The organism is Stenotrophomonas maltophilia (assembly GCF_900186865.1).
In the GTDB taxonomy this organism is placed as follows: domain Bacteria; phylum Pseudomonadota; class Gammaproteobacteria; order Xanthomonadales; family Xanthomonadaceae; genus Stenotrophomonas; species Stenotrophomonas maltophilia.
Genome location: NZ_LT906480.1, coordinates 1,340,078 through 1,355,663, shown reverse-complemented (window position 1 = coordinate 1,355,663; position 15,586 = coordinate 1,340,078). Strand labels below are relative to the sequence as shown.

The 15,586-nt window shown below is 65.2% G+C and carries 13 protein-coding genes and 1 tRNA gene; 3 read left to right on the top strand and 11 right to left on the bottom strand.

What is annotated here, in order from left to right:
- Positions 1 to 32: 32 nt before the first annotated feature.
- From CKW06_RS06485 to CKW06_RS06440, 11 genes are all read right to left on the bottom strand, one after another.
- The gene (locus tag CKW06_RS06485; protein ID WP_024957514.1) at positions 33 to 278 is read right to left on the bottom strand and encodes a hypothetical protein; all 246 of its coding nucleotides are present in this window, start codon (positions 276 to 278) and stop codon (positions 33 to 35) included.
- 91 nt (positions 279 to 369) lie between these two features.
- Positions 370 to 2,244 (bottom strand): DUF5906 domain-containing protein, encoded by a 1,875-nt coding sequence (locus CKW06_RS06480; protein WP_024957513.1) that lies wholly within the window; start codon positions 2,242 to 2,244, stop codon positions 370 to 372.
- Positions 2,245 to 2,300: 56 nt separating this feature from the next.
- A complete protein-coding gene (locus CKW06_RS23505) occupies positions 2,301 to 2,462 on the bottom strand; it encodes a DUF3450 domain-containing protein (protein ID WP_136191690.1) in 162 nt (53 codons plus the stop codon).
- A gap of 612 nt (positions 2,463 to 3,074) precedes the next feature.
- Positions 3,075 to 3,737, bottom strand: coding sequence for an N-6 DNA methylase (locus CKW06_RS23500; RefSeq protein WP_136191691.1), 663 nt, complete (start codon positions 3,735 to 3,737; stop codon positions 3,075 to 3,077).
- Positions 3,730 to 4,401, bottom strand: a complete 672-nt coding sequence (locus CKW06_RS06470) for a DNA N-6-adenine-methyltransferase (RefSeq protein ID WP_024957511.1) — start codon at positions 4,399 to 4,401, stop codon at positions 3,730 to 3,732. Before CKW06_RS06470 ends, CKW06_RS23500 begins: the two co-directional genes overlap by 8 nt.
- A gap of 125 nt (positions 4,402 to 4,526) precedes the next feature.
- The gene (locus tag CKW06_RS06465; RefSeq protein ID WP_024957510.1) at positions 4,527 to 4,775 is read right to left on the bottom strand and encodes a hypothetical protein; all 249 of its coding nucleotides are present in this window, start codon (positions 4,773 to 4,775) and stop codon (positions 4,527 to 4,529) included.
- Positions 4,776 to 4,985: 210 nt separating this feature from the next.
- Positions 4,986 to 5,957: a hypothetical protein gene (locus CKW06_RS06460; protein WP_024957509.1), complete on the bottom strand. Its 972-nt coding sequence runs from the start codon at positions 5,955 to 5,957 to the stop codon at positions 4,986 to 4,988.
- Positions 5,958 to 5,995: 38 nt separating this feature from the next.
- On the bottom strand, positions 5,996 to 6,775 hold the full coding sequence (locus tag CKW06_RS06455; RefSeq protein ID WP_130519109.1) for a hypothetical protein: 780 nt from the start codon (positions 6,773 to 6,775) through the stop codon (positions 5,996 to 5,998).
- Positions 6,776 to 6,913: 138 nt separating this feature from the next.
- Positions 6,914 to 6,989: transfer RNA gene (locus CKW06_RS06450), tRNA-Thr, on the bottom strand.
- 50 nt (positions 6,990 to 7,039) lie between these two features.
- Positions 7,040 to 8,044: a 2-hydroxyacid dehydrogenase gene (locus CKW06_RS06445; protein ID WP_024957507.1), complete on the bottom strand. Its 1,005-nt coding sequence runs from the start codon at positions 8,042 to 8,044 to the stop codon at positions 7,040 to 7,042.
- A gap of 97 nt (positions 8,045 to 8,141) precedes the next feature.
- The gene (locus CKW06_RS06440) at positions 8,142 to 11,012 is read right to left on the bottom strand and encodes an autotransporter outer membrane beta-barrel domain-containing protein (protein ID WP_024957506.1); all 2,871 of its coding nucleotides are present in this window, start codon (positions 11,010 to 11,012) and stop codon (positions 8,142 to 8,144) included.
- Positions 11,013 to 11,298: 286 nt separating this feature from the next.
- Between CKW06_RS06440 and CKW06_RS06435 the strand changes: the two genes are divergently transcribed.
- Genes CKW06_RS06435 through CKW06_RS06425 form a run of 3 tightly spaced genes read left to right on the top strand, consistent with a single transcriptional unit; the run spans position 11,299 to position 15,544 of the window.
- Positions 11,299 to 11,778, top strand: coding sequence for an RNA polymerase sigma factor (locus CKW06_RS06435; RefSeq protein ID WP_231110270.1), 480 nt, complete (start codon positions 11,299 to 11,301; stop codon positions 11,776 to 11,778).
- Positions 11,775 to 12,743 (top strand): FecR family protein, encoded by a 969-nt coding sequence (locus tag CKW06_RS06430; protein ID WP_024957504.1) that lies wholly within the window; start codon positions 11,775 to 11,777, stop codon positions 12,741 to 12,743. The genes CKW06_RS06435 and CKW06_RS06430 overlap by 4 nt, the downstream gene beginning before the upstream one ends.
- A gap of 14 nt (positions 12,744 to 12,757) precedes the next feature.
- Positions 12,758 to 15,544, top strand: coding sequence for a TonB-dependent receptor (locus CKW06_RS06425; RefSeq protein ID WP_024957503.1), 2,787 nt, complete (start codon positions 12,758 to 12,760; stop codon positions 15,542 to 15,544).
- Positions 15,545 to 15,586: the final 42 nt, after the last annotated feature.

Sequence of the window (15,586 nt, the reverse complement as noted above, 5' to 3'; positions counted from 1 at the left end):
GCCTCTCAACAGGTGGTTGTGGGTGGATGGGGTCAGAACTCGATATGAAGGGTCAGACTCTTGCGGTGATACAACGCTCGCCGCACCAGCTCGGCGATTTCGTCCTCGCTGCGCAATCCCTGGTCGCCGTCTTTGCCAAGACGGACGTGGAGACCAAACCCGCTCTGCACGAGCAAGTATTGCGGGTCCGCTTCCGGCGTCTCTGGGCTCTCTAGATCGGCCGGGCTGATGGCCGATTCGGGGAACGCGTCGTCGGGGATGTGGTTGGGCGATGGCATGGGGGCTCCGTTTTGGTTTGGATACCCCTTTGCAATAGCGCAACGTCGCCGGTTGTAAAGGCCTGCCCCGGAAATGCCCGGCGTTGCTGGGTTAGCCGGCCTTCTTCTTTTCCGCTTCGGCCTTGCGTTGCTCGCGCGCCTGTCGCTCCCGGCGATCCTGCCTCTCCCATGCGGCGGCGTTCTTGGCTTGGCGCTCCCGCTCTGCGCGGCGTTCGGCCTGGACCTGCTCGTAGGGCGTGTTGGCAAAGCCGAACAGGTGCTGGATCGCCTCGGGCAGCTCGGCAAAATCCTGCTCATCTTGCCGTTCGGCGGCGGCGGCCAGTGCTGCGTTCTGGGCGTCGTTGGCCGCCTTGACCTGCTCAGTTTCGGCTTGACGGGCTTCTGGGGTCAGGGCCTCCAGCCGCTTGAGCTCCTGCTCTTGCGCGCGTTCGGCGTCGGTCTGCTCGCCCTTCCAGCTGCAGAGGTAGCAGTCCGCTTGCTCTCCATGGATGCGGCGGTTCGACGGGCGCCCACGAAGGTGTCCAGCCGTCTTCAAGCCGCGGGTGAACTGGCGCTGCGAGAGGATTTCCTCCGGTTCAAAGCCCTTCTTCTCGCACCAGGCCACATAGCGGGCATGGATGGCCTTGACGCTTTGCCACTGCTCACTGCCAGCGGCGGCACCGAACTGCACGCGGTCGGCATGGGCCCAGGCGGCGATGGAATCGGCGTTGTGGATGACGGCCTGCTTGTAAGCACGCGCAGCCTCCGGGAGCTCGTGGTCGGCCATGAAGCGACCGCGGGCCACGACTCGGCGGGCGCCTTCGAGCATCCAATCGAGGAACAGTTGGCCTTCTTCCTCCAGCAACTTACGACTGAAGTCCTCCACGCGGTCTTTTTCCGGGATGACGTTGGCCCACTCCACGATGGAAAGGCGTCGGGCAACGCCACCGGACTTGTCGCGGTAGAACGGCGCGCTGTTGCTGCTGATGATCCACTTGGCCTTGGAGTGGTAGTTCAGAACGGAGAGGTGTTTTCGGTTGATGCCGATCCCGTTGCCACTCACCAGCGTTTTGAACGTGCCTTCCTTCCACTTCTCGCACTCCACCTCATCCACCAGGATCAGCTGGCTGCCGAGGATGCCTTCGAGCGCAAACGTGTCCCCCAGGGTGGCCAAGTCCAAGCGAGCCACCTTGTTGTGGACGCCTTCCACGCATTCGGCGAGCGTCGATTTGCCGCTGCCGGCGGCCCCGTGCCACCACGCTGCAATCTGGTAGGAACCGGGCAGCAAGGTCATGCCGCATTGTTCCTGCACCAAGGCACGCACGCCCTCGTCCGGCAGCGCATGGGCCAGGAACTTGCCCAGCAGGCTGTCGGCGGGCACCGAGCTGGGGATGTAGCGCTGGCCGGGCGTGGCGCCCGTGGCGATGTTCAGGGCGTGGGTCATGCCATAGCGCGGCTTGGGCTCCAGCGCTTGAATGCCATCTGCCGTGATTTCCAGGTAAGCGTCAGCGCACGGGACCACCGCCCGCTTGGGTTCCAGTTGCGGCAGCGCGCTCTGCTGACCCAACCGCGTCCGGGCGTAGGCCCAGCAGCTGGAGGCGAGCTTGTCGCTGGCCTTCGCCGGGATATTGGCATCGAGCCAGTCGGACGCCAGGCCGTCGCCGAGGCCGCGGTGAACCAACGCCCAGTGGTTTGCACTCCAGCGGTAGACCAGCGTCGATTGCGTCGCGGATTCGTCGCGGACGCTGGCCCAGAGGTGCCCGTCGAGCCCCAGCTGGAGGTGGCGAGCGAACAGGAAGTCCAGGCTTTCCGGGCGCAGCTCGCCTTTGTTGAGCTTGGTTTGCTTGTGGCGATCCAAGGCGCGTTGTTCAACCTTGAGATTGCTGGCGTAATCCCGACGGTTTTTCTCCCAGTGCTTTTCGATGAGAAAAGCAACCTCTGGGGGGTTGACGACCGACGGATCTTGGGCGAGATTGTTTGTAGACATTGTTGTTGGCTCCAACGACTCCCCGCCCTGCCAGGCGGGGTTTCGCGTTTGTGGGGTTAGGCGACGTGCGGCAACGCGTTGTCCAGGATTCGGCGCAGTTTCTCGCTGGGCGAGATCCCCGAGCGTTTGGCTTCGGCTTTCAGCCGCTCAATCAACGCCCTTTCCATGCGGGCATTGAAAGGGTCTTTGCGTGGGGTTTGGTTCTGCTGCGTGCTCATGGGTTCTCCGTGTTGCATCCGTAATACATTCAAGAAAGCAGGTTTCTTGAAACCGTCAAGCCCCTTTCCCAGAAATATTTTTTAGCTGCTGGTTAACTTTCCTGCTGGTTTTCTGTTTTTTCTTAAACCAGCAGCCAAACCAGCAACTAAAAACCTTCCAAGTGATTGTTTAATCTCGTTTTTGTTCAAAAAATAAGCTAGCTGCTGGCTTGCTGGTTAAAAAAACAGGTTTACGCTACGCGCCAACGTCTCATCTGGTCGAGAGATTTTCACTCACTCTTAACATTTTATAGTTGCAGAGAAAAAGTGAAAAAATTAACCAGCAAACCAGCAGGAGCCTTCAAAGCCTTACGTGGCAAGGGTTTTGCTGCTGGTTTGTATGCTGGTTAACGGTTTTGGCGTTAACCAGCAGGAGCGTTAACCAGCAGTCTTTCCTAACAAACCGATACGGTTGGATTATTTTTCGTATGGAACGGCTTTCATGAAAGCGGGGTAACAAGCACTTGTTACCCGGTTTCTGCGGGTTGAAGAGCAAAAGCAAAAGCGGCTTGGAGCAAGAGCCGGCGGCTGCTCGCCGCCGAGTCTTGAAGAGGGAAGGCGGGCCTCCGGCCTCTACTCGTAGAGGTGGAAGTGGGACCAAAACCCGGGGCGCCTGGGACCGGTCAGTTCGTTCCCCACCGTGACTTTGACCGCCCCAAGCGGCAGGAAATGAAACGTTTGATTCGCGTGGATCTGCAAAGCCGTCATCGCTGCGCACAACGGATCGATGTCACCCGCCAGCACCAGGATTTTTTCGCTTGGAAGGTGTTTCAGTTGACTCCTGATCGCGGCAAGGGCAAGCGAACCCGCGCCGCAACAGCTGTCGTAGACCTTGGCTCCGCTCCCACCAGGCCGATGCCTGGTGGCAAGGGCTTGAACCAGATCGAGAAGATCGCCGGGAGTGAAAGACTGACCCAGCCCTTCTCCACCCTTCCTGGCCAGCAGCTCGGCATGGACCCGTCCCAGGACATCGTCAAACGGCCTGCTTGCGAAGACCGCTTTGATGTAAGCGTTGATGGCTGCTACCACTTCAGGCGCTTCTTCGACATTTTTTTTCAAGGGTCCAAAAGCAAGGACTTTGGTGTCGAGGTGACCCTTGGTGTCTGCGTGGATATGTGCCATTGACATCAGTGCGTGCTGAACGAACGTTTCGAATGCAACCCGCGGATTCCACGGCTTGCCAGGAGTGGAAGGAATGGCGCGGATGGCCTTCACAAGCGCAGTGACCTCATTCATTGTTAGCCGCCCCCACGTCAGCGCCCGCCACCCGGCTCACGTGGGCCATGTCGAGGTAGGTTCCGCGAATCAGGCCAGACTCCACTCCCCGCTTGAGCCTGCGCGCGGCTGCAGCACCGTAGCCGATGAACACCGATCCCGCCGGGCAACTCGTGCCCAGGGTCCCATCCGGGCGGCAGAACGACAGACGCCCCTTCGTGAACACCACCGCTGAAACGCTGGGGTGGTTGAGCACCGACTCCTGCATCCAGCTCGTTTCCATCCGCGCCAGCACAAGGGCAATCCCGTTGCCATGCTCGGCGGCCTTCTCCATCCAGCGGTGCTGGCTGGTCGGGCTGTTCTTGTGCCCGCCGTAGGGCGGATTCATCCACACAAACGCCGACTTTGGCCAGGGCGTCTTGAGCCCGTCGTCGCTGGGCTTCAGCATCCGGGTGGCCGTGCGCCAGGGCATGCCCTGCTGCGGGATGCAGGGATCCAGGTCAAACGGACCCAGGCCGTGGACGATCTCCGGCGGGGTGAGCCAGGTTTCGGTCGTGATGCCTTCCGGCGCCCGGTCGTAACCAACGTTGTTGGCGACGGCGAGCGAAAGCCTGGTCTGCTTGGGCTTCTTCGCGGGCTTCTTCGGCTTGGTCGAAACAGGGAGGGGGCGAGCAACAACGTTCATGGGAAATCTCCAGGTTTGAGTTTTTTGGGGCAAAGCTCCGCCAGCACGGCTGGTCGGCCGCGTTTCGCGAAAAGGGTTGAGGGGTTGGGCCAGACCTGGCCCCGGGCTACCGCTGCGCTGCTGGCTTAGCCGTTGGCGGCGTCTTGGACGTCGAGGAAGGCGTCCAGCGTTGCCAGCTGCAGGGTGAGCACCTGGCCGGAGGGCACGCCCCGCAGGTCGCGGTTGGGCACGTTGACCGACGTGCTGGTGTCGGCGGCAAGCACGCCCAACGCGTGGGGCAGAACGTCGGCCAGGGCGTCCGCGAGGGCCTGCGAGGTCACGTTAGAGAACTGGTTCAAGAGCGAGGGGTCGAGCGAGAGGATGAGCGGTTGCATGACTGTCTCCGTGCTGGTGTGGCTCCATTTTCCAGTCACGATCCGCGCGCTTCGATGCCCTAAGAGGGCCTCCCCTCTTGGACCTGAATCCTCATTCATCCAGCCACGCTGGGGCGGCGGCGGAAGCCGCTGCCTCCCCGCTTTTATCTCTCCACGACCGAGCCGGCGGGCAGCCGGCGAGACAGGGGCGTTGCGCCCCTGAAGGGCCGTCTAAAAGGGCGTTCCCTTTCTGCTCGGGGCAGGGGCCGGAAGCGAGACGTCCAGCAGTTCCGCCCTTGCTTCGTTACGAGCCGTGAGCGCCATCTTCGCGTCCTTCATTCGCTCTGCTTCGCGCGCTTTCAGCACCATGGCTGGCGCGGCCTGCGGGTCCTCTTCGGCATCGAATGCAGCCCGGGCTTCCGATGCGTCTTTGATGGCCAGGGATTCCTCCCACGCCATGAAGTCGGAAACGGCACCCAGCCAGTCCTTGTGGCATTGGAGCAACGCGCCTTTCAGTGCGGGCTGTGCCCAAGGCATGCCGAACGCTTCGGCCAGTCCGCACTTCTCGACCTCGAGTTTGAAGTAGTTGTGTTGATCAACCTCAGCGATGCTCTTGCCTCGGAAGAACATCCGAATGTGATCCTTCGCGCCCAAGGTTTGACCAGGTCTTACCGACGCCACCACCCGCTCGCCTCGCTCATCGACCCCAATCGTGAGCAGGAGGTCGCCATTGAGCTGCTCTCGAAACGTCGCCAAGCCTTCCGGCAACGTTCGCGTGGCCCCCAAGAGATGGCCTGGCTCCCTCGCGTCCCGCCATGGGCGCCCTGCCGGACGCGTTTTCTCGTCCTCGAGGGCGTCGAGAAGGTCCACCAACGATATGGCTGCGTGGGTGCGTGCCTGCCCCGGCTTGTCCACCACCACGCCCACCTTGCGAGCCCACGCGTTGAAGGCTTCGTAAGTCATGTTCAGCAGGCCCGCGGCCTCGGCTGCGGTCCATGTGTCCATCCACACCGCCTCCCGCTTGCCAGCCCCCAGTTCCTGGCGTTGCTTCTTCTCATCGGCCAGCTCTTTGTCCAGAGCGCGCAGCAACTTTCCCCAGGTTACCCCCCACCCGCCCGCGAACGTGTCATCCACGTGCCCGTAGCGGTCAGCATAGCGACGGATCAGCGCCGCTTCGGTCTTTGCTTTCGAATCAAACGACATACGGGGCAACCACTAGGATCGGTGGGGACTGTAGATGCTTAGAAGCGGAACGGCGTGCGAGTGATTGGGTCCGCCGCGGGCGGCAGACCGTCGTCCAAGCCTTGAGCACGGGCTTGGTTGCGGACCTCCCTCCACGCCGCCTGGAACGCGGACTGAGCCGCCTCCATCGCGTCATCGAATGGCTCGCGCGCCGCAACGCTGGTCCAAGGCTCCAGCAGCGCCTCGGCCAGGGGGGCCTCCCAGATTTCGCCCTCTGCCAGGGCCCTGTCGCGCTCCTCGATGGGCAGCAGTTGCACATGGCCCACCAAACGCCCGTTCTGCCGCACCCAGGGCTGAAGCTCGGCGAAGCAGTCGGCGGGCGTTGCGGTCAGCGCAGGGCGCGGCAAGGGCTGCCCCAGCACGGCCAGCACCTCGCCCCAAAACTCCGCTGCATCGAAGGTGGCCAACGCAAAAGCCAGGGACGTCATGTCGGCCAGTGCCATGTGCTTGGCCCGGTCAGGAACCCGCCCCCCCTTGCGCGGCACGATGGGGTTGGCACGGGTGACCGTGTGCCGGGCTGGGTGGGCCTTTGGGGTGGCCTGCCCGGCCGCGTCGGTGTCTGTGAGCCCGTCGAGCGCCTCGGCGAGCGCGGTCACCGGCACCAGCCAACTACCGCCCAGTTTGCGCAGGCCGGGAACGATGACGCCGGCCGCCAGTTGCTCGCGGGTTTGCTCGTAGCCGCCGGCCCCCGTTCGGTTGAGCACGCGCGCCACGTCTTCGACCGACAAGAGCGGCTTGTCGGGGAACATGGTGCGCAAGATGTGCAGCATTCCGTTCATGGGCTGGGGAAAAAGTGGGGAAAAACGATCCCTGGAAATCCCTGTTTTTCCCGGGGTGGACTGGGGGTGGCAAGAAAAAGGGGCTGGACGGATACCCGGCCAACCCCTTGATTTTACTGCTTTTTGCAACCTTGAAACTGGTGCCGGAAATAGGAATCGAACCTACGACCTACGCATTACGAATGCGCCGCTCTACCAACTGAGCTATTCCGGCGGAGCCCGCGATTTTACGGGCTGGGCGCCCCGGCGGTCAATCCACCCGGCTCAGTCCGCCTCTACCCGGTTGGCACACACCCGCCCAGCCGCGAAATCCTGCAGGTTCCCCAGCGTGATCGCCGAGATCTCCTGCAGCGCCTCCACGGTGAAGAAGCCCTGGTGGCCGGTCACCAGCACGTTGGGGAAGGTCATCAGGCGCTGGAAGGCCTCGTCGTCGATGATCTCGCCGGACAGGTCCTGGAAGAACAGCGCGCTTTCCTGCTCGTACACGTCGATGGCCAGGTGGCCGAGCCGGCGCGACTTCAGCCCGCGGATCACTGCATGGGTATCCACCAATCCGCCGCGCGAGGTGTTGACCAGCATCGCGCCCGGCTTCATCCGCGCCAGCGAGGCGTCATTGATCAGGTGCTGGGTATCGGGCGTCAGCGGGCAGTGCAGCGAGACGATGTCAGCGCGCGCCAGCAGTTCATCCAGCGCCACCATCTCGCCGATACCTGCGAAGGCCGGCGACGGGTACGGGTCGTGCCCCAGCACCGTGCAACCCATGCCCTTGAAGATGCGCGCGGTGGCCAGGCCGATCTTGCCGGTACCGACGATACCGACCGTGCGGCCATGCAGGGTCCGTCCAAGCAGGCCGTCGAGCATGAAGTTGCCTTCGCGCACGCGGTTGTAGGCACGATGGGTCTGGCGGTTGAGGGTCATCACCAGCGCCAGTGCATGCTCGGCCACGGCTTCGGGCGAGTACGCCGGCACCCGCGCGACGAACAGGTCCAGCGCTTTCGCAGCGGCCAGGTCCACATTGTTGAAGCCCGCACAGCGCAACAGCACCGCACGCACGCCCAACGCGTGCAGCGCGCGCAGCACCTGCGCATCCAGCCGATCGTTGACGAACACGCAGACCGCGGCGCAGTCCTGTGCCAGCGCTGCGGTATGCACATCCAGCGCGGCATCGAAGTAGATGAACGTGTAACCCTGCCCCGCCGCCTCACGCAGGTTGGCTTCGTCCAGGAAGCGACGGTCGTAGGGTCGGGCGCTGAAGACGGCGATCTGCATGGAAGAACCTGGATGGAATGCCATGCCGACCATACCGCAGCCGCGCGTCCGTGGGGATGGCACCGGCGATGCGAACATCGCCGGTGCCCTGTGCCACTCAGAACTTGTAACCCAGCCCCAGCATCACGCCGTTCTGGATCTGCCCGTCACGACGCTCGCCCACGTAGTCGGCCATGATCGACAGGCGTTCGCTGGCGCGGCTGGTCACGCCCAGGTTCCAGGCCAGCACCTGCTCGCCCACGGCCTGGCTGCTTGCCCCGAACACCAGATCCGGTGCTGCGGCGAAGCCGGTGCTGTAGCGCGCCTGCGAGTCGCCCAGTTCCTTCTGCCAGACCACGCGGGCACGCGGGGTAATGCGCTCGCCGTTGTTGCCTTCGAAGGTCCTGAACAGCTGCAGGCCGGCGCCCACGCGGATGCTCTCCAGGCTGCCGCTGCGACCGACCAGTGCACCCGCGCCCTGCCCTTCATTGAAGCGCGTGGCCGAGGTACGCGCGTAGTCCACCACCGGCAACAGCGGCTGGATCACCAGGCCCTTGCCCGTGGTGAATGAGAACGCATGCTCCACCCGCGCGGAGATCGCATCGTTGCTGTACTTGGCACGCAGCGGCTGCTGCAGGCCATCGATACCGCTGACGCTGCGGCGGGTGTCGTGAAGCAGGTCTGTGTAGCGCACCGCCGCCGAGAGATAGCCGCGCGAATAGGTCGCGTCCAGGTAGCCACCCACGTCCAGCGCGCGCACGTCACCACTGAAGTCGGAGCCGTCGCGGCCCTTGGTCGACATATCCGCCGCGGCCACGCTGACGCCCAGGGTGACGCGGTCATCGGCAACGCGAGTATCGGCGCCGACGACGATGCCGCCGATGTTATGGCTCAAGCCTGCCACGCCACCGTCGGCATCGATGCGGCCGTGGCTGGCGAAACCGCGCGCCCACAGGCCATGGTTGCGACCAGAGCCACTGCCTTCACCGCCACCCGCCGCCGGCTCGACCAGATGCATGGCCAGCTGGTTGAACAGGCTGCCGTGGCGCATGCCCGGCTGCGCCGACACCGATTGCGCGGCCTGCGAGGCCAGGCCGTCGGCATCACCGCCACTGCGCATCGCGGCCTGGTGCTGCTGCACCACGTTGCCGATGCTGCCCACCAATGCGTTGTCGGCCAGGCGCAGGGGCGCGTGCGCGTCACCGCGCAGGGCACCGGCCTGCTGTGCGATCACGTCACGGTCGGCGAACTGCAGGGCGCCGAGCAGCGACTTCAGGCCACCATCCCTGCGATCGGAAGCGGTCGCCAGCGCGCGGCCCAAGCCATCGCCGGAAGTGCCGTTGGTGAACAGGCCCAGCTGGTCGAAACCCGGGTTGGCGGTCAGCCACAGGCCGTCTGCGGCCTGCTTCACGTTGAAGCTCAGCAGCGAGTTGTGGCGCGGGCGGAACACTTCGCCGCCGGTGATGCTGGCGCTGTAGCCGGTGTCACCCAGGCGCACGACCTCTTCGAAGCCGCCCTGGTAGATCGGGCCCTGCACCAGGTCACGGCGGAAGTCCTGGCCGTAGTAACCCTGCGCCACGTTCAGTTCGAGGAAGGCCCCTTTGGAGATCACCAGCGCGCCGTCGGTCTGCTTGCTGTCGAAGAAACTGCCTACGCGCAGGCGGCCACTGCCCGCCCCGCCGTTCTCGGTCACATCGAACAGCACCTTCCCGCCCGGCATGATGTTGACGTAGCCATGGGTGACCAGATCGCCGCCGCGCGGCATCAGGGTCCCGTACACGCGCAGGCGGTTGAAGCCGTCCTCGCGCCAGGACGGGCGGGTACCGCTGGCCAGCGCACTGAGATCCATAGCGGTGCCGGCCACGTCACCATTGCCGACCAGCATGCCTGCGCCCATTACCCGCACCTCCGAAGCGCGCAGGGCGCCGCCTTCCAGCGCGATGGTGCCGTTGTCGACCAGCATGAAGTCGGCACCGGTGGTCGCGGAGGTCCGCCATGTCGCGCCGTTGGTCACGCGGATCACGCCCATGGAGTTGTCCAGCGTGGACACATCCAGGTCGCCCAGGCGCAGCTTGGACAGCAGCAGGGCCTTGTATGTGGGATCGTTCTGGTAGTCCTGTACCGAGTTCGCACCGATGCCCTGCGGACCATTGCTGGAGGCGTTGTAGATGCTCTGCGCCAGGTTGATGTAGCTGGACTGCCAGTTGGTGTTCCAGCGCGCGAAGTCATCATCGACGAAGGTCTGCAGTTGGCGACCGGTGCGCAGGTAGCCCGGGTTGATGTCGCCGCTCACGTTGGCGGTGACATTCAACGTATCGCCCGGATCGCGGTAGCCCTTGGCGGTGATGACCCTGTTGCTGTAGATGTCCTGCCCCGGGAACGACTCCAGCTTGCTGCCGCTGCCATCAGGATCGAAAGTGACCGAGGCACCCGTGGTGCGCGCCGGATCGCGGAACACCAACAGGCCGTTGGGCTGCACGACTTCATACATGGCCTTGTGCAGCAGCCCGGCATCGATGCCACCGCCGTAGTTGCCGGTATAGATCTGGGTCATCCGCGGCGACGGCGTGTAGATCACCTTGCCGCTGTTGCTGGCCGCGTGGATCTGTACCGAATCGACGATCGGCAGATCACCGGCCAGATAGCGTTCGACGCCACCGGACTGCATGATCGAGCAGGACGAAATGCAGTGGCCGGACACGATGGTGTTCAGGCCGGACGTGCGGATCACGCCCTGCAGCCACTCGCCGGCGATCAGCGCGCCACCATTGGAGGTGCGCAGCACCACTTCGCGGATCGGCCGGCCCTCGGCCTGTGCCTTGGCCAGCAACGCGGGCAACGACACCACATCGGCGTAGGTCACGCCGCCGCTCAGGAAGATCCGATCCCCCTGCACGTGATAACTCATTGCCATGACGTCATCAGCCGCCGCGATGGCGCCAACGGCGATCAGCCCGGCCAGGGCCAGGCTCAACTTCGAATGCTTCATACGTTCTCTCTCTCCACCCGCAACACGCGGGTAAGGAGTCAAACGGCAAAGCGCCGGAATCTCCCCCAGCCCGGTCGGCCGGAAAAAATGAATGCATTCACAATGAGAGAGGGGGCACCACACACTCTTCCCCATCCGGTCATCGTCGCGTAAAACTCGAAGGCGCACCCGTCAACGTCAGCCGAGGCCAGCCCTGTCCGTTCCGTCCCCCCTGATCCACCACGCGCCGGAGCCACCCGCGCCTGCGGACGCCTTCATCGCGTTCGTACGCGAGGAACGCGCGCCACTGTGCGCGTTCCTGCGCACACGGGGCGTCGGGCCGGAGGATGCAGAGGACATCGCGCAGGACTGCATGGAGCGGCTGATCCGCTATCGCGCGCACGGCACCGACGAACTGCGCCTGCTGCTGTATCGTATCGCGCGCAATCGCCTGGCCGATCGCGGCCGATCGCCGCAGTCGCGACCGCACCTGTCACTGGCCGAGCATGAGGGTCACGACGAGCCCACCAGCCCGTCGCCGGACCCCTTGCGCCAGGCAGAGTCCGGGCAGATGTTGTCCCTGCTGCGGCAGGCCCTTTTCAAATTGCCCGAGCGTGCGCGCGAGGTGTACCTGCTCAACCGGATCACCGGCATGAGCTATACGCAGATCGCGCGGCACTGTGGAATTACAGCCAAGACCGTGGAAAAACACATCGCCCGCGCCCTGCAGGGCCTGCGCCAGGAGTTGGGACCGGATCCGCTGCACAACGACGGGGATACCGAATGAGCAGCCACCGGCACACGGAAGACGCCTCGCTGTTCGCACGCGCCAGCGCCTGGGTGGCGCGGTTGGAGGCCCCGGACTGCACCCCTGCCGAACGCGAGTCGTTCGAAGACTGGCTGGCTGAAGACCCTGCCCATGTCAAAGCCTGGGCGCAGGCCGAAGATCTTTTCCAGCAGGGCCAGGGCCTGGCTGCGGACCCATGGCTGCGGACGGCTGCGGCGCGTGCGGCACGGCCTGGCCGACGCCGCTGGCTGCCTGCTGCGGCCGCGGCCGCTGGTATCTGCCTGGCCATCGGCGTGGGCTGGATGGTAGCGGTGGATGGCAACCCAGCCCCGCAGCGCTTTGCCAATAACACGCATCAGGCGCAGCGGCTGACCCTGCCCGATGGCAGCGTAGCCATGCTCGATGCCGGCACGACGCTGCACGCACGCTTTGGCTGGCGCCACCGCGAGCTGGACCTCGAACGCGGCCGCCTGCAGTTGCAGGTCGCGCCATCGAACAAAGCACTGCAGCTGCGCGCCGGCACCAGCACCATCCGCGATATCGGCACCACCTTCCAGGTCGAGCGCCTGCACGATGGCCTGGTCGAGGTCGCGCTGCTGGAGGGTGCGGTGGAAGTCAGCAACGGCGCCGCCCAGCACACCCTGGCCCCTGGCCAGCAACTGCAGGTACTCCCCTCCGGGCGCATCCAGCCCGGTCCAGCGCTGTCCTCCACGGCAGCCGCCGAGGGCTGGCTGCATGGGCAGCTGGTCTTCGATGCCACCCCGCTGTCGATCGTGGTCGAACGCATGAACCGCTATGGCCATGCACCGCTGGTGATCGCCGACCCGGAGATCACCGATCTGGCAGTCAGCGGCACGTTCCGCGCAGGCGACGCACAGGAGTTGCTGTCCGCGCTGGAACTTGGCTGGTCCATTGCTGGCCAGACGCGCCCGGATGGCGCGCTGGAACTGCGCCGCACGTACTGAGGAGGCCTGCGGTGATGGCAGGACCAGGCGCGCTGCAGTGGGGGCTGCTCCGCCCCCTGCTGTGCCTGGCGCTGCTGGTCGCCGCGCCGCCTGCCGCCCTCGCAGGCGATCCGGCTGCCACCCACGACTACCGCATCAACGCTGGCCCGTTGCCCTCGGCATTGCAGCAATGGGCACGGCAAAGCGGCATCGCTCTGGTGTTCGATGCCCGGGAACTGGCGGGGCTCCATGCCAACGGCACCCATGGCCAGGCCGATCCAGCATCGGCCCTGAAACAGCTGGTCGCCGGCATGCCGGTGACCATCCTTCGAACACCGTCCGGTGGCTTCGTGGTCCGCCGCATCCGCGTCGCGCCCGCCGTCGCGCCGCCGGTTCCGGCAACGGTGGCGCCGCGCCCGCGCATGCCCCCGCAGTCGCCCCCCCAGGTGGACCTGGCGCCGATCCATGTCACCGGCAGCCGGTTGCCGCGCACCTCCGTGCAGACCACCCTGCCGGTGACCACAATCGATCGCGCAGATATCCTGCGCAGTGGCTACGGCAGCCTGTTCGACCTGCTGCGACACCTGCCCGGCATGAACGGGCTGCCAGCGATGAGCAGCGCACGCAGTGGCGATTCGCAGTACCTGCCTGTCGGTGCGGCCGCCACCACCAGCCTGGATGGCATGGGACCGCGCGCCACCCTGTTCCTGGTCAATGGCCGGCGCCTGCCCCGTTATCCGATGGTGTCCCTGGAACAGGGCGGGCTCACCGACCTGGGCGGCATTCCACTCAGCTTTGTCGAACGCATCGAACTGGTGCGCGGCGGTGCGTCGGCCATCTACGGTGCCGATGCCATGTCCGGCGTCGTCAACATCATCCTCCGCGACCAGGCCGACGGCCCGGAGGCAACGCTGCAGACCGGTCTGAGCAGTCGTGGCGACGCTGGCCAGTACCGCGTGCAGGCCGCCACCGGAGGCCTGCGCGGGAGCGGCGACCGCTGGTTCGCAGGCATCGACCTGCATCGCGTCGATCACCTGGCGGGGGACCAGCGTGACTGGCACGCAGAGACGTCGCAGTACCTGATCGGCGCCTTCCGCGATGGCGACTACTGGCCCGCTACGCGCTGCGACGGACCATTGAAACGACGCAATGGCGCCTGCTGGTTCGACAGTTCGCGCCCTCGTTCGCTTCAACCGGCCTCCGATACCGCCTCGGCCTATCTGCGCTACCGGCATGAGCGTGGCCAGGGACGCTACGTCTATGCCGAAGCCCGCGCCAGCCACAACCGGCAGCGTTTCGATCTGGGCCCGACCGCCGTCGCCCTCGGCCTGTACGGCTACACCTTCAACAGCGTCCTGCGCGAAGCCGGCAATGTGCGTCCCCAGGTACGTGCCACCGACGCCGATCTCACCCTGGGCATCGGCCGGGACCAGGGCAGCCACAGCTGGGACGCCGGCATCAGCGCGCAGCGCAGCGACGTCACCCTGGCCACGCCGGGCACCGTGCGCGCCGAACCGTTCATCGAGGCGGCGCAGTCGCTCAGGTTCCTGCCAGGCTTCGATGCATTGCCCGCCGATGAAGCCACTTCGCTGTTCCCATCGATCCGCAACCGTGGACTTACCGAGCAGTGGCAGGGCTGGTGGGGCATACAGCGCGCATTGATGCCGATGCGGGGCGGCAATGCGCAGCTGGCTACCGGCATCGATCTGCGCCATGAACGCTGGACGTCGCACCCGGACACCCTGCTGAGCCAGGGCGATCTGGCACTGGGGCTGCCACAGCAGCAGCGGCGCCTGTCGCGGCAGAGTGGCGGCGCGTATGCGGAACTGGGCCTGCCACTCACGTCGGAACTGCGCATGGACCTGGCCGCGCGCTGGGACTACGACGGCGACTACACGGCATTCTCGCCCCGTGCCGGCCTGCGCTGGACGCCAACACCGCACTGGTCGTTCCTGCTGGCCAGCGGCCGCGGCTATCGCGCGCCCAGCCTGTTCGAACAGCGCCGCCCGCCAGGACAGTTCGGCACCCTTACCCTGCCCGTCTCAAGCGCACTGCCACCTTGTGCACAGAGCGAGCCGGACGGCCGCTGCGTGGTCACTGCGGATGTGGAGGAGAACAACGCGCTCAAGGCCGAGAGCTCACGCAGCCATTCGCTGGCGGCGACCTGGTCACCCAGCGATGCGTTCTCGCTTTCGCTGACCCACAACATCGTCGAGCTGCGTAACGAGATCCTCGCGCTGCAGCCGGCCGATGCCGTGTGGAACCGTGACACCTGGCAGCTGGATGAGGATGGCAACCTGAGCAGCCTCCGCCTGTCGTTCGACAATATCGGCCGCACCACTTCCCGCAACTGGGTGCTGCGAGGCGAATACCGGGTCGACACCGGCAGCACCGGCCAGTGGTTGTTCTCGCTGGACGCGCTGAAGCAGCAGGAGCTGCGCCGCCGTCGGGACCACGAGCCGGCGATCGACCTGCGCGGGCATGTCACGCCCGAGATGGCCGCGGTCCTCAACGTGCAATGGCAGAACAGCAACTGGGACATCGCCCTGCGCGGCAACCAGGTGGGCCGCACCCGCGCATGGCTGCCCGGCGCCGAGTGCCCGCAGCGGCAGATCGAACAGAACCACTGCATGAATCCGCGCCAGCTGCGCTGGAACCTGCACCTGGCGCGCCGCCTGGGCACACGCGTCATCGCGGCGCTGGACGTGCACAACGTGCTTGATGCGCAACCGGTGAACTACCTGGTCGGCAATGGTGGGCAGATGCCGGGGCTGGACGATCCACTGGGTCGCTACTACCTGCTTACCCTGCAGTTCCGCTGAGCGTAGTACGCTACGCGGCCTGTTCCACCGGTCTGCCACCTT